Here is a 24,793-nt window from a genome sequence, read left to right as displayed (position 1 = left end):
TGTCGAAAGCATGGAGAATGCAATGTGTGAAATCGTGTTCGTCGACTCCGCTGGTCAGGAAAAGCGCGTGCGTGCGGAAAATGGCGAGACGCTGATGGCCGTTGCTGTCAGGAACGACATCGACGGTATCGTGGCGCAATGCGGCGGCGCCTTGGCCTGCGGGACGTGTCATTGCTACATCGATCAGCCTCACCTCGAGCTGCTGCCCCCGCCTTCGGAGGAAGAAGCTGACATGATCGAGTTCGTGATGGATCCGACCGCCAATAGCCGCCTTAGCTGTCAGATCCTCATGAGCAGCGTCACCGACGGAATGCGTGTGGTCGTTCCGGATAGCCAGCACTGATCCCATGCATCTCGGCAATCGACAGGGTTGCTGAATAGAAGACGCTGCCATTTTCTATTTCGAAGGCTTGGCTTGGCAGAATTGCGATCGAATGCAGCGGGGGTTTCCAATGGAAGACAATCCGCTATAAGGTTTCTTCCTGGAAAGGTCATAAGCGATTGCGCTGTCGCGATCGCGATTATGAGACAATCCTCAGCCCTTCATCCAAGCTGATCCCCAATCAACTGCGGCCCGTCACAGAGCGCACATCCGAGCATTATGGCTAAACAGACCAAACCCTTCGTCCTCGAAATCAAATCCTCCCGCCGAATGAGAACAAGGCCCGCCCAACAGGCGAAGTCGATCTGGGGCTCCTTCGCCTCTGACCTCCGGCAGAGCCTGACGGAAAAAGAGGCGGCGGCGGTTAGCGCGCCCGCTGGCGAACACTGTCCCGAGGTGTCAGATTTGGCCCAGACGGTTGCAGCCGATCACGATGAAACCGCGATCTCGCCCGCCAAATCTCACTTCATCGAAAAATGGGCTGCGAAGAGAGCGGAGAAGCCGAAGGCCGGCGCGGCGGATATGGTCGCAACATTTCTGAGGCGGCTCGAGCGGCAAAAGACCTTGCTTGCCGAATTCGAGGCGGATCCCAGTGGGTTCAAGAGCTGGCGGTCGGCGTGGTTTCGCAAGGTGAATGGCGGCTTCGGCGTCAGCATCGGTTATGACCGGATCGATGCCGGCGGTGGTCTGCGATACATCGTTGTCGGAACTCTTCAGGATGTCTCCGAATTCCTCGATGATCTCGGCCACCACGCACAAACCGACAAGGATTTTCAACGCGCCCTGAGCGAAAGCCGGTCACGGCGTGCCGGGCGCAGAGCTGGCGCCACGGCAGCCTAAGGAATCTTATCGTCTCTCGAGACAGTGTCTTTTAGTCCGAGGCGCCATCCGGCTAAATTGCCGTGAAGCCATTATCGACGAAGAGATGGATGCCGTTCACGAAATTGGATTCGTCAGAAGCCAGGTAGAGGGCGGCTCGCGCCACATCCTCCGGCTCACCGATCCGGCCCTGTTGCGCGGCGATTACCGCATCGGAAACATCGACACCGAGGACCTGCAGCTCGGCGACCTCGCGCAGGCCATGCGGCGTGCGGATAAAGCCAGGGCAGACCGCATTGCACCGGATATTCCGGTCGCGGAATTCGACGGCTATGGCGCGAGCGAACATATGAACGGCACCTTTGGTGGTGTCGTAGAGTACTTCCATCGGCGTAGCAGCAACCGCCGAGATGGACGATGTGCAGACGATGGAACCGCCGCCGGCCGCTATCATGCCCGGCAGGACGGCTTTGGTCATCAGGAACATCGAACGCACGTTGACTGCGTGCAGCCATTCCCATTCATCAAGCGTCGTTTCGAGAAACGGTTTGATGACTATCGTTCCGGCGTGATTGAAGAGTACGTTTGCGGCACCGAAACGGTCCTCGATGCCCTTAACGGCAGCATTGACGGCCGCTTCGTCCGAAACATCGGCGACCCAATGATCGGCAACGCCGCCAGCACTGCGAATTGATTGCACCGTCTCCGCCGCGGCATCGCCATTTCGGTCGATAATTGCGACTTTCGCGCCTTCTGCTGCAAACAGACGTGACGCCGCCCCGCCCATCCCCGTGGCTCCGCCAGAGATGATCGCAATCTTACCCTTTAGCCTGTCCGTCATTGGTTCCTCGCTTGATGTCCGAAAGTGTGGATCGAACTACAATTGGCGCACGACATAAAGCGATATTTCTCAACGATCCGGGGATATAAGCTTGCCGATTTCGGCAGCCAACTGCGTTTGCGTATACGGCTTTCCGAGCCTTGCGACATCGAGATCCGCACCGGCCGGCAATTCGGCATATCCGGAGGCAATGAGGATCGGTAGGTCGGGAGCGATATTACGAGCTGCTTTGGCCAATTCCGCACCGGTCATGCCGGGCATGGAATAATCGGTGATCATCAGGTCGAAGCCGCCGCCGTTATTCAAATATTCGAGCGCCTCCTTGCCCGAATGCGCCTCAGTCACCTCATGACCGAGATCGCTGAGCATGTCGGCGGAGCTCATCGCGATCAGGACATCATCGTCGACGAGCAGGATCTTCTTTGGTCCCGCGGCCTCTTCGGGGCTCACCGGCGTCACCTCGACAACGACGTCGCGGGAGGTCGTAGATGTCGAGACCGGTATCCAGAGCTCAGCCGCCGTCCCCTTGCCGATGCTGCTGGCTAGTCTGAGATCGCCTTTCAACTGCAGGGCAAGCCCATGGATCATGGATAGGCCTAGCCCCGTTCCCTTTCCGAGTTCCTTCGTGGAGAAGAACGGCTCAATGGCCTTTTGCAGCGTTTCTTCGTTCATCCCATGCCCCTCATCGATCACCGACAGAACGAGATAGTTCCCGGCCGCAAGCGTCTCTGTTCTCGCGGCCTGTTCTTCCGCCCTCAGTTTTATCCATATGGTGCCGCCATCGGGCATGGCGTCCCGGGCGTTGACTGCGAGATTAAGCAGCGCCAACTCCACCTGGTTGCTGTCGGCCGACACGAAAGGGAGGGCGGCGGGAATCGACGATTCAATTCGAATGGCCGAGCCGACGGATCGCTTCAGGAGGTCTTCCATTCCAACGACAAGCCCGCCCAGATCGACCGGACCGATGCGAAGGTCCTGTCGGCGTGCAAAAGCCAGCAGTCGCTGGGTGAGAGAAGCGCCTCGCGTGGCGCCTTGCAATGCCCCATCGATCAGGCGGCCTGCCTTGACGTCGTCTCCGACATGTTTGCGGAGCAGCTCAAGATTGCCGAGCACTGCCATCAGCAGATTGTTGAAGTCGTGGGCGACCCCGCCGGTCAGCTGACCGATCGCCTCCATCTTCTGTGCGTGACGAAGCTGTTCCTCCGCGCGCTCACGCTGGCTGACCTCCGCCATGACGACCGCGTGCGCCTGCTCGAGCTCGAGCGTGCGCTCCGCCACTCTTTCCTCCAATATTTCATTGAGCTGCCGCTGATGTTCCTCGGCCTTTAGCCGTGCGGTTATATCGGCCGACACACCGACCAGCTTGATCGCCTTGCCGGCTCGATCTCGATGAAGCTGGGCGTGGATTTCTGCCCAATGGACGGAACCGTCGCCCCAGATCGTCCTGTATTCGATCGAGTAGTCCGCCCCTGTGTTGACCGTGGTGGCTACCGCATTCTGCATGCGGTCGAGGTCTTCCGGATGAACGGTATCCAGCAGGTCACGATAGGTGAAGCCAAGGTCGGGGTCGCGTCCAAAAATCCGCTTGCAGGTTGCCGAGGTGATCAAGTCATTGGTCGCAAGGTCGAGTTCCCAGGCGCCTAGCCGCCCGGCCTCGATTGCGGTTTGCAGCCTCCGCTCGCCTTCGTCCAGGGCTTCGATGCGCAATCGCGCTTCGTATTGGCGCCGTCGCCCCCGCAACGCCGATCGGGCGACGCTGACGAAGGTCGTTACATGGAACGGACGTTCGATGAAGCTGACATTGCCGAGGATTTCCGAAAGCCTTGCGGCGGCGGGATTGCGCTCGGGGCCGCCTCCGCGGTTCGTCATGATGATGAACGGCAGGTCGGACCAGCTCGGCTGGGCCTCGATCCAGGCGGACATTGCGCGCAGGTCGGCTGAGCGCAATGTCTCTTCTGTGATGATTGCAAATGCGACATCGTCGCTCAGACTGGCGACAAAGGAGGTGAGATCCGGCGCCACTTTCGAATTGACGCCTGCCTCCTGCAGCAACGAGGCTGCAATCTGTGCATCGCGTCCGAGAGGAGCGTGGATAAGGCCGATGGTATCTCTATTAGGAATGATCGCCATCCTCGTCTGAATTCGAAAGCAGCGGGTGCCTTTCGTTCATGAAAGTCGGTACGCCCCGCAGGACGCCTTGAAAGCCGGAAAGAGGTTCGCCCAGAGTCAAGCCGGCATGCGTAATTCGAAATTCCCGAATGGTGTCTTCATGTTTGCCTGTGCGTTTTTTGATGACGGATACTGCCCGCCGGACCTTTCCCAGCGCTTCGAAATAGCGAAGCAGGATAACGGTATCGGCGAGATAAGTCACATCGACGGGAGATTTCATATCTCCGACGAGCCCGTGCTGGGCAACTGTGAGGAAAGTGTTGGCGCCCTGCCGGTTGAGATACTGCAGCAGCTCATGCATGTGCAGAATGAGCGCGTTTTCCTCCGGCATCGACGCCTGGTAGCCGTTGACGCTATCGATGACGACCGCCTTTGCGTCATAGCTCGCGACGCGGTCTCTGACGCGCTGGGCAAATTCACCGGGTGACAGCTCGGCCGCATCCAATTGCTCGATGTGGATCAGACCTTCATCGCGCATGCTCTCCAGATCGAAGCCCATTGCCTTGGTCCGCGAGAAAAGCAGGCCTAGTTCCTCGTCAAAGACGAAAATGGCCGCCTTTTCCCCGCGCTTGATGGCCGCATCGACGAACTGCAGTGCAAACAGGCTCTTGCCCGTTCCTGCCGGACCGATCAGGAGCGTGCTCGAACCTCGCTCGATGCCGCCACCCAGAAGATCGTCAAGCTCCGGGATGCCGCTCTTAAGCGTGGTGCGCTCAAACCCCGTCTTATGTTCTATCGCACGCAGACGGGGGAATACTGCGACGCCGCCCGTCTTGATGATGAAATCATGATAGCCGCCGCGGAATGATTGCCCGCGATATTTGATGACCCGCAGCCGCCGACGCTCCGATCCGTAATCGGGGGCGAGCTGCTCCAGATGGATGACGGCATGAACGACGCTATGAACGGTCTTGTCGAGGATGTCTGAAGTCATGTCGTCGAGAAGCAGGACAGTAGCGTCGGACCTTGAAAAGAAGTGCTTGAGTGCCAGGATCTGGCGGCGATACCGCAGCGAACTCTGCGCCAGCAGCCGGATTTCCGAGAGGCTGTCGATGACCACTCTTTGCGGCTTCATGCGCTCGAATGTCTCGAAAATGAGCTTGGTCGTCTCGCCCAGTTCGAGGTCGGACGAATATAGAAGGCTTTGCTGCTGATCCGCGTCGAGAAGGCTTTCGGGCGGGACAAGCTCGAAGATCCGGATCTGATCGCCGATTTCCATGCCATGGGAACGGGCGCTGTCCCGCAACTCGTCTTCCGTTTCTGAAAGGCTGATATAGAGACAGCGTTCGCCGTTGACAGCTCCCTCCAGAAGGAACTGCAGGGCAATCGTGGTTTTGCCGGTACCCGGCGAGCCTTCCAAGAGAAATACGTGACGGCGTGTCAATCCACCGGAAAGCACATCGTCGAGACCCGCAACGCCGGTCAATGCCTTTTCATGTAACTCTTCAACCATTTTTTCTCCTAATCTCTCCAGGACGCAGAGCTTAGATTGCAAAAGCAGATACCGGCCTCCGGCAGCTGCTCGAATGCTTGTTCTATCCTCAGCAAGCCTGAGGATCGCCCGATGATGATGAAGAGGCGATCTTCGCTGTATATCTCGCTGTAGCGTGAAGGTTGGTGCAACGATAAGCCGGCACCATCAGCCCATGTTTCATTGTGCGACGGCTATCGTTCAGCGTCGGATTACGCGCATGAGAAGCGACGCGACGAACAATATGAGAAAAAGAAAGAATAGGACGTGGGCAATGGATGCCGACGCGCCTGCAAGACCACCGAAGCCGAGAGCACCTGCAATCAAAGCAACGACAAGAAATAGCAGTGCATAGTAAAGCATTTTATCCTCCATCTGCGGTCAGACAGAGAACGAGAATAGCCCTTGCTTTGTTCCATCCCGGCGAAGCAAGCACACACCGGAAGAGGAAACGGCCTCGAGATCTTCGGTCATTATCATGCACGGCAAGTGCGCGAAGAACTCAGAGATCGGCGTCTAACATTGCTGCGGCAGTGGCTGATATTTGCTTTGCGCTACGACGGCACGCGAATGATGGACCGTCGAGTTTCTGACCCGTTGGCGCTGTCATCTCATGGCCGGTTGATGCGGTTCAGGGCCGCCTTTGCCCCATCGAAAACGGTAAGAGCGCATTGGCCGGCAACGAGTACGGCTGCCGGATCGCGATCGACGGCAACGGTGGCAAGTGCACCTTCGTAGAGAAGAGCAAGATGTCTCGCCGGCTGGCTGTCGGTAATGCCGGCTTCGGCCAGAATAGTCGCGAAAATGGCGCGGACGGCGCGTTTGTGTTCTCGCGCGACGTCTACGATGCGAGCGGAATCGCCATGCTCGGCAACCGCCAGTGCGAAGGCGCACCCCCTGAATTCGCGGCTGTCGGCCTTCTTGAATAGCTCCTGGAAAATAACTTCTATCTGCTCGCGCTGCGTTGCCGTGCGCCGCCTTACATCTTCCAATGCGCTGATGACGCGCTCATGGCGTTGGCTCAGATAGGCCGCGACCAGATAGTCCTTGGAAGGAAAATGGCGATAGAGGGTCGCCTTGGCGATGCTGGCTTCCTCGATGATCCTTTCGATGCCCACCGCGCGGATGCCCTCGCGATAGAACAACACGCCAACGACCTCGAGGATTTGTTCGGATATGGACTGTCTCATGGGTATTCGTAGCGCCTATGCTCAGTTCGACATAAGGGAGCGGAAAACAGATATAAGGTTGTGGCGGGATTTGCATCCCCATCGGCAAGATCAACTCCAAGAGCTTGCCGGCGCATCAGATCCGTACCCGCTGGCCGCTTCGATCCCGGCTGTTTGATCGTTTAGCCTTGCTCCCTCGATAGCATCCTCACCGAAAGCTGCGACAAGCCTGGCCCTGCTGTGCCAGTCACCAAGTGGGCAACCAGCCGAGGTTTGGGGCTACGGTCTCCGCAAGATCGGTCAGCAGCCGCACATTTTCGGCGAGACCGAAGGCGGGCGGCAGGAAGAGCACGATCTCGTCTGCTGCGGCAAGGCCGGGATCGTTGAAGACGGCCGCGAGCACCTCGTCGGGCGTGCCGTGAAAGACCGGTGAAATCTGAGCGCCAACGGGCTGGCTGGCTGGCGCGAGCGCGCCCTTGGGGCGGGACGCGGCTATCCCCTGGGTGCGGCGCTCGAGATCGTAGGCGGCGTATTTCTCCCGGAGTTCACTAGTGGTGCCGACTAGAACGGAGGCGGCGACAGCCACCGGTGGCGGCTCGGTTCTCCAAGTCCTGCGCCAGGTGGTGCGAAAAGCCTCGATGCAGCGGGCCTGATATTCGCCGAAGCTCTCGCCTTCGGCGTGGTCGTGCTGCACGGTTCCGGAGATGAGCCCGATTCCGAGTTCAGCGGCCTGCACCGCGGAGCCAAAACTCGCCGATCCCTGTCGAATCCGGGACCGTAATGTCGGGCTGTGCGGCGTCACGCGCAGCTCGGCGCCGGCAGGAGCACCTTGGCCCGACCCGGCGACGGTGTGAAGGACTTCCCCCGAGATCGCGGCAAGGAAGCGGGCCTGGCGGCGCTTGGCCTCCATGCGGGCGTCGGTATCAACGGTGCCGAAGACGGCGTCAAATGCGGCGTTGGCACCGGTCGAGATGGCCAATTCCAGCCGGCCGCCAATCAGCAGATCGGTCGTGCCCGCCGCCTCGGCGAGCAGGATCGGGTCCTGATAGCGCATCGGGATGACAGCCGAGCCCAGCGTGATGTGCTGTGTGTGCTGGCCGGTTGCTGCGAAAAACGGCAGGGGCGACGACAGATAATGGTCGAAGTGCCGCTGATAGGCCCAGCCCGACTGATAACCCAGGCGTTCGGCGGCCTTGAACAGCTCGATCCCATCACGCAGTCCTTGCGCCGGCCCGGCATCATCGTTGAAGGACACCCTTGTGTTGAAGCCGAGCCGCTGCTTCGGGCGGAATGGCGAGGGCTGGAAGCCAGCGGACGCTGCGATGCTCATGCGATCTTTTCCTGATTGATGATCCGGCGGAGTTGCGGATGGAGCGCACGACCGATGCCGGCGACGCCGGACGGAATCGACTGCAGCAACGACACGGTGTAGGGCTGCTGCGGGTTGTCGAAGATATCCGTGACGGTCCCGTGTTCGACGATGCGCCCATGTTGCATCACTGAGACGGTGTGGGCGAGTTGGCGCACCAGGGCTAGGTCGTGGGAGACGAACACATAGGTCAGGCCAAGGCTGGCTTGCAGCGAGAGCAGCACCTCGACGATATCAGCTTGCACGCTCACATCGAGCGCGGAAGTGGGCTCATCGAGAACGATCACATCAGGCTTGAGGACGAGTGACCGGGCAATCGCCACGCGCTGGCGCTGGCCGCCTGACAAGGCTTGCGGCTTGCGGGAAAGCAGATGCTCGCCGAGCCCGACATTGGCGATCGCTTCGCGCACCCGCTCGGTCCGTTCGTTTCGCGTTCCGATCTTGAACCGGTCGAGTGGCTCGCGCACCAACTGCTCAACTTTCCAGGTCGGGTCGAGCGAGGTGAACGGGTTCTGGTAGACGAACTGAAGGTGGCGCCACACGTCGCGCAGCGACTCCTGCGAGCGGCCGGCAAGCTGTTGGCTGGCGACCGAGATATTGCCGGTGTCGGGTTGTTCGAGCCCCAGCAGCAAGCGGATCGTCGTTGTCTTGCCCGAGCCGGACTCGCCCACCAGCGCATGCGTGGTACCCGCCGGGACAGTGAACGATACTTCGTCGACAGCCTTCAGTATCCTGCCGCCCACCGTGAACGTCTTCGTGACGGCGGCGACCTCGATCTTCGGTGCCTTGTCGGCGGGGGCGTCGAGGAGGCGAAAACCGGGGTTGCGCAAAGAGGCATAACGGTCGGGGTTCAAGGCCGGGACGTCCGCATGCAGCTTTCTCGCATATGCTGAGGCGGGTGAAGAGAAAACGGTTTGCGTTCTACCAGCTTCCTGGATGGTGCCGTCCTTCAGCACAACCAGCGAGTCCGCCCTTTCGGCGGCGATCGCCAGATCATGTGTGATGAGAAGCAGGCTGATATCCAGATCTTGTTGTAACCGCGACAGCAGGTCGAGAATGCGCTTTTGTATGGTCACGTCGAGCGCCGAGGTCGGCTCGTCCGCGACCAGAAGCGAGGGCCTTGGAAGGACCGCAAGGCCGATCAGCACGCGCTGCAACATGCCGCCGGATAGCTCGTGCGGGTAGGAGTCATAAGCGCGCTGAGGGTTATCGAGCCCGACCTGAGCGAAGGTCTCGAGGATAAGTGCCTTGCGAATGACGGCATCGCGTTCGCCGATAAGCGCTGCGGCCTCCATCGCCTGGGCGCCGATGGTGCGCACCGGATTGAGCGCGTTGCCGGGGTCCTGTGGGATGAACCCGATGGCCTTTCCCCGCAGAGGCCTGAAACGGCGCTCGGGCAATGCCAGCACCTCCCGGCCATCGAACTCGACGCGGCCGGTGGCGTAACCTCCACTCGGAAGCAGCCGCAGCACGGCGCGAGCGATGGTCGACTTGCCGGAGCCGGACTCTCCGATCAAGGCGAGGCTCTTGCCGCGACCCAGCTCGAACCCGACGTCGGTAACGACCTCATGCGGCCCGTAGGAGACCGACAGGCCGTCGATCCGCAGCAAGGGTTTTGCCGTCTGGGTGGAAAGCTCGATTGCTTCGGCGTGGTGAAGGGCGAGGGTCAGTCTGTCTTGCGTAGCCATCGGCTGATCCTGTTCACGGAGAGGACGGTCGCGATCGTGATGAAGGCGGGCGCATATACGAGCCACGGCCATTTGAGGTAGTCCTTGCCGATCGAGATCAGCAGGCCCCAGTCGGAGGCGGGGGGTGGGTCGCCGTAGCCGAGGAAGGCTAGGCTGGCGATCACCAGGATCGAGTCGCCGAACTGCAGCACTGCAAGGGGAAGCACCGAGCGCGACGCGTTCGGCAGCACGTGGCGCCACAGAATGTGCCAGCGCGAGCCGCCCTGCAGAAACGAAGCCTCGACGAACGTTGCCTGCCGGGTTTTGATAACCTCCGAGCGCATGACGCGGGCGAAGACGGCCACCGCCGAGACACCTGTGGCAATGGCGGCGTTCGTCGTGTCGAAGCCGATTGCGGTTACCACAATGACGGCCAGCAGGAATTTCGGGATCGCCAGCAGCACGTCGACCAGACGAGCGAATAGGATATCGACCCAGCCGCCGAGGAAGCCGGCCAGCAGGCCGATGAAGCCGCCGGCGACAACGCCAATGACGACGGCGATGAGCGCGCTCCTCACCGATGAGGCCGTGCCGTAGACGACGCGCGTATAGACATCGCGACCCAGCTGGTCGGTGCCGAACCAATGCTCGATACCGGGGCGGAGCAGTTTGTGAGCGGGAACACCGATGGCCGGGTCATGGCTCGTGAACAGGCTCGGTACGAGCGACCAGGCAATCACGAGCGCGATGATGGCGAAGGCGAGCGCAACGGTTGGCGGTATCCGAAGGGCTGCCTGCCGGCTCTTTACCTTGATATGCGTCGTGGAACTGACGGAGGCGAGGGTCATGATGTCACCTCGTGGGAAATGCCGGTCGTGTCGTCGTCAGCGGTGACAGGGCGCCGGTCGGAATTGCCAAGCAGCTTCACGCGCGGATCCAGCAACGGATAGGCAAGGTCTGCGATCAGATTGACGAGGACGAAGATCACCGCCGCCAGCGAGACGACCGCTTGTAGGACAGGCAGGTCCTGGGTGCTGACCGAACGCTGCACCAGGCTGCCGACGCCGGTGCGGCCAAAGACCGCCTCCGTGATCAGCGAGCCGCCGAGCAGTTCACCGATGGTGAGTGCGATGATCGTAATGACGGGGAGGGAGGATGGCTTCAGCAGATGTTTGGCAAAAAGGCGCATCTGCCCGAGGCCGCGACTGCGCGCGACGGCGGCGTATTCCTGCCGGGACTCGTGATCGAGGTTGGCGATCAGCACTTCGGCGATTTGTGCCGAGATGGGGATGCCGAGCGCGATAGCCGCAAAAAGGGTCGCCCAGACGCTGTCGGGCTCGATGACGCGGAAGAGACCGAGCTGAAAGCCGAAGATGTGAATCAGCACCAGACCGATCACGAAATTGGGCACGGACAGGAACAGGGATGGAAAGCCGCGCAGCAGGCCTTGGCCAAGCCGTTTCGGAAGAAACTGGGTGCCGTAAGCGATCACCATCGCCAATAGCAGCGCCACGACAAGACCCGTAGAGGCGAGGATCAGTGTCGAGGGCAGCACCTCGCCGATCAGGGTTGTCACGGGCCGGTTGGTTCGCATCGACAAGCCAAGATCGCCGGTCAGGAAGTTCGAGAGGGATGTCGACAACTGCACCAGGACCGGCTTGTCCAAACCCTGAGCGGCGATGATCTCCTGGATCTCTTCCTCGGTGAACCCGTTCTGCGGGTTACGCAGAACGTTGGTCACGGGGTCACCGGGCAGGACACTGACAACGACGAAGGTCAGGACATAGGCCAGCAGGATGACGACCACGGCCTGGACGAAGCGCTTTGCGGCGTAGTTTATGTAGGCATTCCTCATGCCGCTCACATCCTTCCGTTGCTCGATTGCATTGCGGGTTAATCGGTGATCGTCGCCGTGTAGTAGCTGGCATAGGCGACGCCGTTGTACGTCTCGCCCTTGAGCTTCGGCGACTGCACATAGATCCGCTGGACGATCTGCGTGCGCGGGATGAAATAGCCCTGTTCGAGGACATACTTCTGCAGTTCGTCGAGGAGCGGCGCACGGATTTCGGCAGAGCCGGCGCTGGCAATCTTGTCGCGCAGCTCGTTGATCCTCTGGTCCCTCTCATCAAGAGCGAACCAGTTCTCGCCGTTATTGGCGTTGGTGAGGATGCCGGCGACGGTGCCGGCGTCGATGAAGCTGCGTGTCACCTCATAGGCCGCCACAGCCGGGCCGCCGAACGCGACCTTTTGGCCAAACGTCACGACGTCATAGGCCCGGATATCGACCTTCCAGCCGATCTTGCCAAGCTGCTGGGCGATGAGCTCATCGATTGACTTGGAGGTTGCGAGATAGGGGTTGGAGTAGATTGTCAGCGACAGCTGCTTGCCATCCTTCGCGCGAATGCCGCCGGAGCCCTTGATCCAGCCCGCCTCATCGAGGAGTTTCTCTGCCTTGCCCGGGTCGTAGGCCAGCAGATCGCTGTGGTCGGTCGCGCCGGGCACGTTGCTCTGGATGAAGGATGTCGCCAGCTTCCAGTCGGGCGTATAGACGGTGTCGATGATTTCCTGACGATTGATGCCGGCCTGCAGGGCCTGGCGTACCTTTACGTCATCATAGGGAGCGAGCTTGGTGTTGACCGCCCAGCCGTTGACGAAGCCGAGATAGCGCGGTGTTGCGATGGTGAAGCCGTCGGCCTTGAGAGACTGCAATTCCTGCGGCGAAGCATTGTAGGCAACATCGGCCTGGCCGGACTGGACAGAGGCGACGCGCAGCGACGGCTCGGATACCAGTTTGTAGGTGATTGAATCGAGATAGGCCGGGCCGGTATGGCCGACAGCCGGGGGACCCCAGTTATAGTCCTTGCGCTTAACCAGTTTGACGAAGTCACCTTCCTTCCAGGAGCTGACCAGATAAGGGCCGCTGCCGGAGGTCTTGCTGAGATCAGCCTGTTGCGGTGCAGGCTGCGCGATGGTCTTCGGAGAGATCAGGATCGAGCCGTGATAGCCGAGTGTCGGGATGAAACCGAGTGTCGGCTTCTTGAAGATGACTTTTACGGTACTGGTGTTGACCGCCTCGGCGTGGTCGTAGGTCTTCGGAAAGAGCCCGATCGGGTTGATGCCTTCCTTCTTGCGGCCGGCATACCAGATATCGAGATTGGCGACGACGGCGGCTGCGTCGAGCGGGGTACCGTCGGAGAAGGTCACGCCGCTCTTCAGGTGGAGCGTGAATTCGGTGGCGCTGTTGTTCTGCTCCCATCGCTCGGCAATCCAGGGGCTGACCTTGCCGTCTGCATCGACGTAAACAAGCTTATCGGTGACGTGGCCCCAGATATGGCCTTGAAAGCTGGAGATCGCGCTGTTGTTCGGGATCCAGGTATCGCCGAGGGAATCGATGAGGAAGGTGATGTCACCACCGTTGCGCGGGCTGTCGGCACTCAGAGCTGGGCCAAGCCCTGCCGCCGTCACCAGGGCACCGGTTGCGAGCGCGGAGGTGGCAATCAGAAGGCGGCGCCGACTAAGAGAAAGCGAAGAAAAGGGTTTGGTCATGAAAAGATCCTGCATTGCTGGACGGGAAGATCATGGCCCATAGCGTAAGGAGACGGATTGCTGAGAGAAAGACCAGTTGTTCTTTTTCTACTAAATTTGTAGATTATTTTAGCCCCATTTTCGTGTTCGAACGGATCAGCTTTTCCGGGCGTGGCTTAAACTTCTGACGTTAAAGCGCTTTTGGTAACGGGTAGCAGTCTAATTCCGCCGACCAAGGCAAGCCTGCTTGCCGCCAGCGAGTTGTTCGAATTATCGGGAGCTTTCCCGACGCTCGTGGGCGACAATTTCGATCGCCATTGGCGCAATGTACGTACACATACGCTTCACGACCCGGTAGGCTGGAAATATCAAGTCGTCGGCAATTACTATCTCAACGGCAAGCGGCCGCCGCGCCATCTAGACCGGAATGACGGACACTATCATGACCAAGAAGAAAAAGATCCTGCTCAACGCCTTCAACATGAACTGTGTGGGTCACATCAATCACGGATTATGGGCGCATCCAAGGGATCAGTCCGATCGTTACAAGACCCTCAACTACTGGACCTCGCTTGCGGCCACTTTGGAACGCGGCCTGTTCGACGGCATATTCCTCGCCGACATTCTCGGCGTCTACGACGTCTATCAGAACTCGGTCGATCTGACGTTGCGAGAATCCATTCAGTTGCCGGTCAACGATCCCTTGATGCTGGTGTCGGCCATGGCGGCTGTGACTGAGCATCTCGGCTTCGGCGTTACCGTCAATGCCAGCGCCGATGCGCCCTATATTTTTGCCAGGCGTATGTCGACGCTCGATCATCTGACGAACGGGCGTATCGGCTGGAATATCGTCACCGGTTACCTCGATAGCGCGGCGCGGGGCCTGGGTCTCGACACGCAGCTCGAGCATGATAGCCGCTACGATCGCGCCGATGATTATATGAGCGTGCTCTACAAGCTCTGGGAAGGCAGTTGGGAGGATGACGCCGTTTTGCTGGACAAGGAGAAGCGCATCTATGCCGATCCGAACAAGGTCCATGCTATCGATCACCAGGGGCAGTTCTATCGCTCGCAGGGCTATCACCTCGCCGAGCCCTCGGTGCAGCGCACGCCGGTACTCTATCAGGCGGGTACATCCGGTCGCGGTCGTCAGTTCGCTGGCCGTCACGCCGAATGTATCTTCATCGGCGCGACCGACAAGAATGCAGCGCGGGCGACCTCCCGTACACTGCGCGAAGCCGTGGTTGCGGCCGGGCGAAAGCCCGATGACATCAAGATATTTCTTGGCATGACTGTTATCGCCGATCGTTCCACCGTTGCCGCCAAAGAAAAGCACGCGGAATATTTGCGCTATGCCAATCCGGAGGCGGGGCTTGCACATTTCTCGGCGAGCACCGGCATCGATTTTTCGCGGTACGATCTCGACGAGACCATTACCTATGGCACGTCCAATGCCAGCCAGTCGGCGACGCAAATCGCGCAGCAGCGTGGCTGGACGAAGCGGCAGCTGCTGCAGGAGCTTGCCATGGGCGGCCGCTATCCGGTCGTCGTCGGCGATGCCACAACCGTTGCCGATGAGCTCGCTTCCTGGGTGGACGAGGGAGAAATCGACGGCTTCAATCTGACGCGCACGGTCATGCCGGAAAGCTTCGAAGATTTCATCGATATCGTCGTGCCCGCGCTGCAGGATCGCGGCATCTACAAAACGGCCTATGCGGAAGGTGCGCTTCGGCGAAAACTCTTCAACGAAGGCGATCGGTTGCCGGATCGCCACGCAGGCGCATCCTATCGCCACCAGAGATCCTAGCGTCTTGAATCATGTGCATTTGAGACCGCTCGAAGCTTAGGCTCATGATCGAATCTATCCAGCGCCAACCGGGTTCAGTTCCTTGCTATCGCGGGGGAGATTGAGCAGCACCTGCATAAGGAGGTGAACAACCGATTTGGAATGGGCTTGATCTGTGGCGGTGGGCTATGCCTGCAACTCGATTGGAAAACACGACGGCAGACCTGGGTTTTCCTCGCTCGCACAGGGGCACTTCGAGTGCCGGATAGGGTCAAATCTAGGCTTTCATCGATGACCCGCTCTTGACGGAGACCTGCAAGTCCTATTTAGTTCGGTGACAGAACGAATTAATTGAGGACGCCGTGAGCGAAACCCAGCGCATCTCCAGAAAGTTTTCGCAGCGTGCCGTCATGGAGGCGATCGTTCAGAATGGGCCGATCTCGCGGGCCTCGATTGCCAAGCAGACCGGCCTTTCCAAGCAGACGATCTCCGAGATCGTCCGCCAGCTCGAACTGGATGGCTGGGTGCAGGAAACCGGCCGTACCTCGGGTCACATCGGCCGAACCGCAGTCACCTACGAGCTTATCCCGGACGCGGCGTATATCGCCGCTGTCGATCTTGGTGGTACCAAGGTTCGCGTGGCGATTGCCGATCTCGCCTGCCAGGTCTTTGCTGAGGAAGTGGCTCCGACTGATCGTAGGGGAGGGCAGTTCGTCATCGACCAGATTGCGGCGCTCTGCTGGCAGGCCGCGGCGCATCAGAATATTCCTCGAGAAAAGATCCGCATGGCCGTCGTCGGCGCACCCGGTGCGCCGGAGCAGTCGACGGGCCGCATTCTTCTGGCGCCAAACATTCCGGGAATCGACAAGATGAATGTCGCGGCAGCCCTTGAGACGGCGCTCGGCTTCGCCGTGGCGCTGGAAAATGACGTCAATCTCTGTGTCATCGGCGAGAACTGGCTCGGTCAGGGTCAGGGTATCGATAACCTTGCCTATATTGCTGTTGGCACGGGTATCGGTGGCGGGCTGATGGTCAATGGTCAGCTGGTGCGCGGCGTCAGCAATGCCGCTGGCGAGCTTGGTTTCCTGCCGTTCGGCGCGGATCCGTTCGATCCGGAATCCTTGCGGGCCGGTGCTTACGAGCGGGTCGTCGCTTCATTCGGGATCATCGAGCGCTATCAGGAACTGGCTGGTCACGCCGCGACAGTTCCCGAGATTTTCGAGAAGGCTGCAGCTGGCGACAACAACGCCGCGACAGTGCTCGACGAAACCGCCAGGCTTCTGGCGCGGGGTATTGCCGCGATCGCGGCGATCGCCAATCCGCAGAAGGTCATCCTCGGCGGCTCAATTGGCCTGCGCGAAGAGCTGATCGAGCGGGTGCGAAAGTTCCTGCCGCAGTGCTTTCCCTATCCGGTGCAGATCGAGACGAGCGTCCTCGGCGCGCGTGCCGCAATCGTCGGAGCGACCGCGATCGGCCTTAGCCATCTGCACAACGCGCTTTTCGGTGCCGATGCGCCCGATAGCCGCATGTCGTTGCCGCCGGCCGAGACGGTATCCTTCAGGGAGGCCGTGTGATGATCGCCGATGACCTCACCGAACGGCTCGCCGCAGCGCTGGATAGAGACGATGCGATAGCGTTGCTGCGCGCCGCGATCGGCCGGGAGAGCATCACTGGCAATGAGGCAAATTTCGTCTCGCTGCTCCAGGCTGAGATGCAGTCTCGCGGGGTCGAGAACGTCCAGACAGCTGATTTCCTTCCCGGCCGCCCAAATGTCTGGGGTGAGCGCAAGGGTGCAGGCGGCGGCAAGCGGCTGCAGTTCATCGGCCATACCGACACGGTGCATGTCGACGGCTGGCGGGAGCATTGGGCCAGCACGGAGCGCGAGGATCCATTCGGTGCGCCTATGATTGACGGGCAGATCTGGGGGCGGGGCTCGGGGGATCTCAAGGCCGGTATCTGCACGTCGCTTGCAGCCCTGTCATTGCTCGATAAAGCTGGAATCAGGCTCAAGGGCGATCTCGCCTTCGCCTATGTCGGCGACGAGGAAAGCGGCCAGCCCGGCACGGGAGTTTCCGCCGGCGTCAAGGACTACGTTGCCCGCATCGAAGCCGGCGAAATCGCCAGGCCGGATTTCGTTGTCTATACGGAGCCGACCCAGCTTGCCGTTTATTCCGCTCAGATCGGTTTCTTCATCGCCGACATTACGATCACCGGCAAATCCGCTTATTTCGGCGTACCGGAGCTTGGCAAGGATGCGCTGAAAGCCAGCCATGCCGTCATGTCGGCGCTTTGGAAGCATTCCGACGAAATCTCGGCGCGCGCCGAGCATCCGCTGATTGGGCGTGGCTTTCTGCTGATCACCGGGCTTACAGGTGGTGGCTTCATTGCCGTGCCGGAGGAATGCAAGCTCTCGCTGATCCGCAAGCTGCTGCCGGGCGAATCGCTTGACGATGCTGCGAACCAGATGGAGATGGTCATTCGCGCGGCGATCGCCGATCCCGACATCAAGGTCGACATCTCCTATCCAGCCGGCCGCGACCACAAGGTGGGCGGCTCAGCGGCGGAGATCGATCCCGATCTGCCTGCCGTATCGATGCTTTGCGCTGCTGTTGCCGAAGCCATGGCCGGCCGCGGTGAAATCCAGGGCGCTCCGTTCTGGTCGGAATCGCCGTTCTTCGTCAACCGCTTGGGTATTCCGGCTGTTTATTGCGCGCCGGGTGATATCCGCAACTGCCACACATTTGAGGAACACGTCGAGATAGAGGAATACCTCGCCGGGATAGTCGCGTTTGCCAGCTTCATGGCGCGCTATTGCGGCGTGGCGGAATAGAGACTGCAAATCAATAAATCAAAAAGGGAACCCAACAATGCTGATGAGGAAAATGTTGAATGCAGCGCTGCTGGCCAGCGCCTTGATTGCGGCACCGCTGCTTGCGCATGCGGAGACCACCGGTCCGTCGGGCGAAACCGCCACGAAAAGCGCCGAAGTCAAACTCTCCGACGCCGATCTCGCCAAGCTCAAGGGCAAGGGCTACAAGGCGGCACTGCTCTGGCATACGTCATCGGATTTTACCAACGCGGTCTCAGCCGGTGCCAAGGATGAGTTCGCCAAGGCGGGCGTCGATGTCGTGGTCACCACGGATGCCGGCTTCGATGCCGCCAAGCAGCGCAGCGACATCGAGACGGCGCTCGCGGCCAAGCCGAATGTCATCCTGGCGCTGCCGCTCGATCCGACCACCTCAGCCGAAGCGTTCAAGCAGGCGGTCAAGGACGGCACGAAGCTCGTGTTCCTGTCCAACCTGCCGACGGGCTACAAGCACGACACCGATTATGCCGCCATCGTCACCGACGACCTATTCCAGATGGGCAAGCAGGCAGCTGACGCGCTCGCAACGGCGATCGGCAAGAAGGGCAAGGTCGGTTATATTTTCCACGACGCGACCTATTATGTGACCAACCAGCGCGACCAGGCGTTCAAGTCAACGATCGAGAAGGATTACCCCGATATCAAGATCGTCGCCGAGCAGGGGATTTCCGATCCGGCTCGCGCCGAGGAACTGGCCAACGCCATGCTGCTGCAGCATCCCGATCTCGACGGCATCTATGTGACCTGGGCCGAACCGGCCGATGGCGTGCTGGCTGCACTTCGCAGCGCCGGCAACAAGCATACCAAGGTCGTCACGCTCGACCTTTCCGAGCCTGTTGGCCTCGACATGGTGAAGGGCGGCAATGTCACGGCGATCGTCGCCGACAAGGCCTATGAACTTGGCCGGGCGATGGCGGCAACCGGAATGAAGTCGCTGATCGGCGAAAAGACCCCGCCCTTCATCGTCGCGCCCGCGCTGACCGTCACCAAGGCCAATGTCGCCGAGGGTTGGAAGGAATCGCTTAATCGCGATGCGCCGAAGTCGGTTCTCGACGCCGCGAAGTGATCGCGCATTGCCGGCGACCAGATGCGCCGCCGGCTCCCTGGCACATTCTTTCGGAGTAAACCTGATGCGCATGTTTTCCATGCTTTCGCTCGGCCTTGCGGCTGCCTTCGTCTCGGGCCACGCCTTTGCGGCTGAAGGCCAGACCTCTGGCCCGCATGGCGAGAAGCCGACGCCCGCCGCAAGCTACACCCTGACGTCTGCGGAAGAGCAGAAGATCAAGGACGGCAAGTTCTCCGCCGCGCTCGTCTGGCACGAAATGAGCGAATATACGACAGCCGTCAATGCCGGTGCTCGCGACGAGTTCAAGCGCCTGGGTATCGAGGTGATCGCCGAGACCAATGCCGGTTTCGACGCTGCCCGCCAGAAGTCCGATATCGAGACCGTGCTCGCCAAGAAGCCATCCATTATCCTTTCGCTACCTGTCGATCCTGCTTCGGCGGCGAATGTCTACGATCCAGCGCTCAAGGCCGGCGTCAAGCTCGGCTTCGTCGACAATTCTCCGGCTGGCTATGTGCAGGGCAAGGATTACGTGACGATCGTCTCCGACGACCTGTTCCAGATGGGCCACAAGGCTGGCATCGCGATGGCGACCGCTCTCGGAAGCAAGGGCAAGGTTGGTTACATCTTCCACGATGCCGATTTCTACGTGACCAACCAGCGCGACCAGGCTTTCAAGAAGACCATCGAGCAGGATTATCCCGAGATGAGGATCGTAGCCGAGCAGGGCATGGCCGACCCGGCGCGCGCCGAGGAAATCGCCCAGGCGATGGTGACGCAGCACCCCGACCTCGACGGTATCTATGTCACCTGGGCCGAGCCAGCGCTCAGCGTGCTTTCGACGCTGCGCTCCGCCGGCAATACCCATACCAGGATCGTCGCGCTCGACCTCAACGAACCCGCGGCACTCGATATGGTCAAGGGCGGTAATGTGGCGGCGCTGGTCGCCGACGAGGCCTACAATATCGGCGTCACTGCGGCCCGCGCAACGGCTGGATCACTTGTGGGCAAGCAGGCCGCTCCGTTCCTGGTGGTCGATTCTCTCGCCGTCACGAAGGGTACCGTGAGGGAAGGCTGGCAGAAGTCGCTGCACAGGGATGTCCCGGCGAGCATCGCCAGCGCCCTGAAGTAACTGCGCGGCGGGAGGCGTCGCCGCCCGCCCATCCCTATTCGGAAGAACCGATATGTCTATCGCTAGCAAAACAGGCGCGCCGGTCATGACCATGAAAAGCCGCATCAATCTTCAGCAATATGTCGTCTATTTCGGCTTCGTCGCAATCTTCCTGTTCTTCGCTATCGTGTTGAAGGATAGCGGCTTTCTGACGGCGCGGAACCTCTCCAACATCGTGCTGCAGACCGCGCCGGTGACGATCATGGCCATCGGCCTGGTCTTCGTGCTGTCGGCGGGCGAAATCGACCTTTCCATCGGGTCGATCGTCGCGGTTTCCGCGCTGAGCGCCGCCGTGGTCATAGAGAACTACGGCATGGTGCCCGGTATTCTTGCGGGAATGGGCGCGGGGCTGGCAATCGGTTTTGCCAACGGCATGCTGGTTGCCTTCGTGCGCCTGCCGTCCTTTCTCGTCACCCTTGCGACGATGGGTCTGTTTGCCGGCGTGGCGCGATCGCTGACCAATCTGCGCTCGGTGCCCGTGACCGACGAGATGTTCACCGGTTTCTTCGGCTCGGGTTCGCTTCTCGGTATCCCGTCGTTGATCTGGTGGACCATCCTCGCCATCATCGTCGGGCATGTCATCTATCGCGAAACCCGCTTCGGCGCGCATGTGCTTGCGGTGGGCGACAATGCCCGCGCGGCCGGCGTCTCCGGCATCAAGGTGCCGCGTATCCGCCTTGCGGTCATGATGCTGAGTGGCGGTCTCGCCGGGCTCGCAGGGCTGCTTTACGCCGGCCGGCTGCAGGCCGCCAAATATACGCTCGGCGAAACCGATCTCATGACTGTTATCGCAGCCGTCATCGTCGGCGGCACGCTGCTCAATGGCGGCAGGGGGTCGATCGTCGGCGCGCTCGTGGGTTCGCTGATGATGGGCATGCTCAACAATGGCCTGATCCTGATGGGACTTTCGGTGTCCGATCAAATGATCGTGCGTGGCTTCATCATTCTCGCGGCGGTGGCCGTGTCGCTGCGCGAAAAGCAGCGCTAAGGAAGGGTTTTCCGATGTTTCTCGACGTTCTCCGCCGCCGCAATCCCAAATTCATCGAGGCCGCCATCGCGCTGCATCGTGAGGGCAGGATTCCCGCCAATTCCTACGTGCTCGATCTTGATACGGTCGAGACCAATGCCCGCGTGCTGAAGACCGAAGCCGAGCGGCTGGGTCTGAAGATCTTCGCGATGACCAAGCAGGTTGGCCGCGCCAGTTCTTTTGCGCATGCCGTCATGCGCGGCGGGATCGACCGCTCGGTCGCCGTCGACATGGCCTGCGCCCGCGCCACGCATCGCGCCGGCCTCAAGGTCGGCCATCTCGGCCATCTCCAGCAGGTGGCGCGTCATGAGGCGAAGGCTGCCGCCGCAAACTTCCGCCCCGATTACTGGACTGTGTTCAACGACGAGAAAGCCGCCGAAGCAGCAGCCGGTGCCAAGGCTGCGGGATACACGCAGAACCTGCTCGCCCGTATCAAGGCCGAAGGCGACACCTTCTATCGCGGTCATGAAGGCGGCTTCGATGCCGCTGATGTGGCTGATGTCGCCGATGGCTTCGACAGGCTGGATGGCGGCCGGTTTGCCGGCATCACCACTTTCCCGGCGCTGCTATTCGATCACGAGACGCGCAAGGTTATCCCGACCCATAACCTCGCCACGCTGACCAAGGCGGCAGAGGCGCTGGCGAAAGCCGGCCGCACGAATATCGAGGTCAATGCGCCGGGCACGACCTCGTCGATCTTGTTGCAGGCGCTTGCCGATGCCGGCGCCACTCAATGCGAACCCGGCAATGGGTTGCACGGCACCACGGCACTGCATGCCGTCGAGGACCTGCCGGAACTGCCTGCCGTCTGCTATCTGACCGAAGTATCGCATCTGTCGGGTGGCAAGGCTTATTGCCTCGGCGGCGGCTTCTACATCGATCCGATCTTCCCGGATTACGACGTCAAGGCGATCGTCTCGGACGAGCCGACTGTGGCGGCGTCGGCGCTCCGCAGCGTCGAGGTCCCGCCGCCATCGATGATCGATTACTACGCAATGATCGATGCCGCCGGCCCCAACGCACCGAAGCCGGGCGACACTGCCGTGTTCGGTTTCCGCGGTCAGGCCTTTGTCACCCGCGCCTATGTCGTAGGCATATCCGGCATTTCCAAGGGGCAGCCCAAGGTCGAAACCATCGAGAACAGTTTCGGCGAAGCCGAATCCTGGCCGGTTTAAAGGTATATGAGATGAATGCTTCCGCTCCCGTCCTCGAGCTCAAGGACATCAAGAAGAACTTCGATGCCGTCGTGGCGATCGAAAACTTCTCGCTCGATATTCATCCCGGTGAGATCGTGGCGCTGGTCGGCGACAATGGCGCCGGCAAGTCGACGCTGATCAAGATCATCTCGGGTGTCTACGCCCCGTCTTCGGGGACGATTACCATCGAGGGCGATACTGTGAGCATGTCGAGCGCGACGATGGCGCGTTCGCATGGCATCGAGGTCGTCTATCAGGATCTGGCTCTCGCCGATCAGCAGACCGTCTACATGAACATGTTTCTCGGGCGCGAGTTGACCAATGGCCTTGGCTTGCTCGATCGCAAGACGATGATCGCGGAAACTGAGAAGCTGGTTCAGGAACTCGATGTCCGCATTCCCTCGGCACATGCGACGATCAAGGATCTTTCCGGCGGCCAGCGGCAGGGCGTGGCAATCGCCCGGGCCACTCGCTGGGCAAAGAAGCTGATCCTGCTCGATGAGCCCACGGCAGCACTCGGTGTCGCCGAAACTGCGAAGGTCGAGGCGATCGTGCAATCACTGAAATCCCGCAATATCGGCGTGCTGATCATCAGCCACAGCCTCGATCAGGTGTTCAAGCTTTCCGACCGTATCTGCGTGCTCCGCCGTGGTAAGCAGATCGGCATCCGCAAGACATCGGAGACCGACAAGAACGAGATCGTTTCGATGATCACGGGAGTGTAACGATCAACCGCATCGATGTCGCAGCTTTCCCGGTGAAAACCGACAGAGCGCCGTCCGCTTAAAGGGCCTACTCAAGTTGCCGCGCGACAAGTCAATCGCGAGAGATCGCTCCTGCCCATCGCTGTTGGCCAACCCGTGAAAAAGCTCTCATCAGGTTTCAACCGAAAGCGTAATAACGGCAACGCGAGCCCCCGAAGCATCCTGTAGTTCGACTGAAGTGCTCGGAGGTGCCCTGGTGTCGAAGGTAAAAACTGCCAGAGCCATTGCAACAGATCGGCAGGCTGTCAGGTGATCGACTTCCTCGATATCATTTTCTGCCAGAACGCGTTTGAATTCATCTCGAACCTTGAAATAATATCGTGCCACCAGTCACCACCATCACGTAATTTACTCGCACATATAACGTAGATGCTAATGTATTCAATGGTTGTAGATGGGGCGGGCAAGGATCACGGTATCCTTGTGGCGGATTGAGTTAGCCCTTAATATTAGTGGGCTCAGTGTATATTCGCATTCGGCACATCCGCGGTGCATTTTTCCAGGGAAATCGATTGAACCTCGCGTCGACCCTCATTCGCATTGGCGAGCGTGGAATCGGGCCTAATGCTCAGATTCCGCGCGGGAAAGGAGCAGCACGCTCCACATAAGCAAATGTTTTTTGCAGACGAAACCAGCCAGAGAACGTCGCCAAACCATGACGAGCTGCTCTTTTGCAACTACCCGATAACGTTCGGTGCTGAGCGCTCAATGCGGACATCCAGGCGAATGACCCGGAGCTCGACGCTTTGAGATTCGCGTACTGTCTCGAAAACAGGCAGGAACACTGGGCGAATTATGGTGAACCACGAAGCGACGTCGTCAATGCTGGCGCTGACGCTTGCGGTGTCGCTGCTTTCGTCATTGCCGACGATCAGCAGATTGCCGGCGAACGGCGAGGGGTGGCCCTTCATGTCCGTTACGCTTGGAAGTCCGTCGGCCAGGCGATTGTTATCGGCATAGACAAGATGCGAGTCCTTGACGCGAACGATATCGACCATATCGGATCCGATCAGTTCGTGAATATGTTTGGTCCGATTGCGCGCGGGAAGCATCACTGTTCGGATCGTTCCACTCGCCGTGTTCAAGAGATATGATTTGGCCTTAGGCATACGGATTTCTCCAATTTGCCGGTCCGTGGAGCACGGTTTCTGCCTCCAGCGACATTGGTGCATCGCGTCTTTTCCCAAGCGCGAGGGATTCGTCAGCCTGCGGAACAGAGGAAATGAGGCGGAGCCGCCTGCGGACGCAGAGAGCTAGGGGCCGACTTCCTTCGACCTCCATTGACGACGCAGAGTTGACGACGAAATCCCATGAAAGATTTAGATCGCCAACCGGTGTGGCTGGTTCGGATGGGCTAAAATCAACAGCCACTCCCGTGCTACCTCGAGAATTAGCATTAGAAGATATTGCCTCTATAGGGCTGGCGTCATACAACTTTTACAAGCATTAATATTCGCGCGGTGTGTTTCCTTTTTCTCAACAGAAGGAGAGACTTACGGGCCGGCAGC

General features: G+C 60.0%; 21 protein-coding genes. 10 read left to right on the top strand and 11 right to left on the bottom strand.

The window, feature by feature from the left end; all coding sequences use genetic code 11:
• Nucleotides 1-22: 22 nt before the first annotated feature.
• Both ACQZ6F_RS25570 and ACQZ6F_RS25565 read left to right on the top strand, forming a co-directional pair.
• Nucleotides 23-343 carry a 2Fe-2S iron-sulfur cluster-binding protein gene (locus ACQZ6F_RS25570; protein WP_267553423.1) on the top strand — a complete coding sequence of 107 codons (321 nt, stop codon included), beginning with the start codon at nt 23-25 and terminating at the stop codon, nt 341-343.
• Nucleotides 344-787: 444 nt separating this feature from the next.
• The gene (locus ACQZ6F_RS25565) at nt 788-1,222 is read left to right on the top strand and encodes a hypothetical protein (protein WP_449094548.1); all 435 of its coding nucleotides are present in this window, start codon (nt 788-790) and stop codon (nt 1,220-1,222) included.
• A 52-nt stretch (nt 1,223-1,274) separates the two neighbouring features.
• Here the strand turns inward: ACQZ6F_RS25565 and ACQZ6F_RS25560 are convergent, their stop codons facing one another.
• From ACQZ6F_RS25560 to ACQZ6F_RS25515, 10 genes are all read right to left on the bottom strand, one after another.
• Nucleotides 1,275-2,042: an SDR family NAD(P)-dependent oxidoreductase gene (locus tag ACQZ6F_RS25560; protein ID WP_449094547.1), complete on the bottom strand. Its 768-nt coding sequence runs from the start codon at nt 2,040-2,042 to the stop codon at nt 1,275-1,277.
• Between the two features lie 69 nt (nt 2,043-2,111).
• On the bottom strand, nt 2,112-4,172 hold the full coding sequence (locus ACQZ6F_RS25555) for an ATP-binding protein (RefSeq protein ID WP_449094546.1): 2,061 nt from the start codon (nt 4,170-4,172) through the stop codon (nt 2,112-2,114).
• The gene (locus ACQZ6F_RS25550) at nt 4,156-5,664 is read right to left on the bottom strand and encodes an ATPase domain-containing protein (RefSeq protein WP_449094545.1); all 1,509 of its coding nucleotides are present in this window, start codon (nt 5,662-5,664) and stop codon (nt 4,156-4,158) included. The genes ACQZ6F_RS25555 and ACQZ6F_RS25550 overlap by 17 nt, the downstream gene beginning before the upstream one ends.
• Nucleotides 5,665-5,883: 219 nt before the next feature.
• A complete protein-coding gene (locus tag ACQZ6F_RS25545) occupies nt 5,884-6,045 on the bottom strand; it encodes a DUF1328 family protein (protein WP_068399696.1) in 162 nt (53 codons plus the stop codon).
• A 248-nt stretch (nt 6,046-6,293) separates the two neighbouring features.
• Nucleotides 6,294-6,872, bottom strand: coding sequence for a TetR/AcrR family transcriptional regulator (locus tag ACQZ6F_RS25540; RefSeq protein ID WP_449094544.1), 579 nt, complete (start codon nt 6,870-6,872; stop codon nt 6,294-6,296).
• Nucleotides 6,873-7,098: 226 nt separating this feature from the next.
• Nucleotides 7,099-8,181, bottom strand: coding sequence for an LLM class flavin-dependent oxidoreductase (locus ACQZ6F_RS25535; RefSeq protein ID WP_449094543.1), 1,083 nt, complete (start codon nt 8,179-8,181; stop codon nt 7,099-7,101).
• Entirely contained in the window at nt 8,178-9,908 is a 1,731-nt protein-coding gene (locus tag ACQZ6F_RS25530) for a dipeptide ABC transporter ATP-binding protein (protein WP_449094542.1), read from the bottom strand. Before ACQZ6F_RS25530 ends, ACQZ6F_RS25535 begins: the two co-directional genes overlap by 4 nt.
• A complete protein-coding gene (locus ACQZ6F_RS25525) occupies nt 9,887-10,735 on the bottom strand; it encodes an ABC transporter permease (RefSeq protein ID WP_449094541.1) in 849 nt (282 codons plus the stop codon). Before ACQZ6F_RS25525 ends, ACQZ6F_RS25530 begins: the two co-directional genes overlap by 22 nt.
• Nucleotides 10,732-11,742 carry an ABC transporter permease gene (locus ACQZ6F_RS25520; RefSeq protein WP_449094540.1) on the bottom strand — a complete coding sequence of 337 codons (1,011 nt, stop codon included), beginning with the start codon at nt 11,740-11,742 and terminating at the stop codon, nt 10,732-10,734. Before ACQZ6F_RS25520 ends, ACQZ6F_RS25525 begins: the two co-directional genes overlap by 4 nt.
• A gap of 38 nt (nt 11,743-11,780) precedes the next feature.
• Nucleotides 11,781-13,433: an ABC transporter substrate-binding protein gene (locus ACQZ6F_RS25515; RefSeq protein ID WP_449094539.1), complete on the bottom strand. Its 1,653-nt coding sequence runs from the start codon at nt 13,431-13,433 to the stop codon at nt 11,781-11,783.
• A gap of 421 nt (nt 13,434-13,854) precedes the next feature.
• On the opposite strand from ACQZ6F_RS25515, the gene ACQZ6F_RS25510 reads away from it, so the two are divergent.
• The 8 genes from ACQZ6F_RS25510 (at nt 13,855) to ACQZ6F_RS25475 (ending at nt 23,246) form a co-directional block, all read left to right on the top strand.
• A complete protein-coding gene (locus ACQZ6F_RS25510) occupies nt 13,855-15,219 on the top strand; it encodes an LLM class flavin-dependent oxidoreductase (RefSeq protein WP_449094538.1) in 1,365 nt (454 codons plus the stop codon).
• Between the two features lie 341 nt (nt 15,220-15,560).
• Complete coding sequence (locus ACQZ6F_RS25505; protein ID WP_449094537.1) at nt 15,561-16,772, top strand: ROK family transcriptional regulator; 1,212 nt, start codon at nt 15,561-15,563, stop codon at nt 16,770-16,772.
• Nucleotides 16,772-18,028, top strand: a complete 1,257-nt coding sequence (locus tag ACQZ6F_RS25500; RefSeq protein ID WP_449094536.1) for a M20 family metallopeptidase — start codon at nt 16,772-16,774, stop codon at nt 18,026-18,028. The genes ACQZ6F_RS25505 and ACQZ6F_RS25500 overlap by 1 nt, the downstream gene beginning before the upstream one ends.
• A gap of 37 nt (nt 18,029-18,065) precedes the next feature.
• On the top strand, nt 18,066-19,130 hold the full coding sequence (locus tag ACQZ6F_RS25495; RefSeq protein ID WP_174073260.1) for a substrate-binding domain-containing protein: 1,065 nt from the start codon (nt 18,066-18,068) through the stop codon (nt 19,128-19,130).
• A gap of 64 nt (nt 19,131-19,194) precedes the next feature.
• Nucleotides 19,195-20,259: a substrate-binding domain-containing protein gene (locus ACQZ6F_RS25490; protein ID WP_449094535.1), complete on the top strand. Its 1,065-nt coding sequence runs from the start codon at nt 19,195-19,197 to the stop codon at nt 20,257-20,259.
• Between the two features lie 85 nt (nt 20,260-20,344).
• Entirely contained in the window at nt 20,345-21,286 is a 942-nt protein-coding gene (locus tag ACQZ6F_RS25485; protein ID WP_449094534.1) for an ABC transporter permease, read from the top strand.
• Between the two features lie 14 nt (nt 21,287-21,300).
• Nucleotides 21,301-22,500, top strand: coding sequence for an alanine racemase (locus ACQZ6F_RS25480; protein ID WP_449094533.1), 1,200 nt, complete (start codon nt 21,301-21,303; stop codon nt 22,498-22,500).
• 11 nt (nt 22,501-22,511) lie between these two features.
• Nucleotides 22,512-23,246 (top strand): ATP-binding cassette domain-containing protein, encoded by a 735-nt coding sequence (locus ACQZ6F_RS25475; RefSeq protein ID WP_068399492.1) that lies wholly within the window; start codon nt 22,512-22,514, stop codon nt 23,244-23,246.
• A gap of 716 nt (nt 23,247-23,962) precedes the next feature.
• Here ACQZ6F_RS25475 and ACQZ6F_RS25470 read toward each other — a convergent pair.
• Nucleotides 23,963-24,394, bottom strand: coding sequence for a DUF3846 domain-containing protein (locus ACQZ6F_RS25470; protein ID WP_449094532.1), 432 nt, complete (start codon nt 24,392-24,394; stop codon nt 23,963-23,965).
• Nucleotides 24,395-24,793 lie beyond the last annotated feature (399 nt).

The organism is Rhizobium sp. A22-96, from assembly GCF_053521805.1.
The sequence above is the reverse complement of the archived record's forward strand: the minus strand, read 5'-3'. Positions and strand labels throughout refer to the sequence as shown.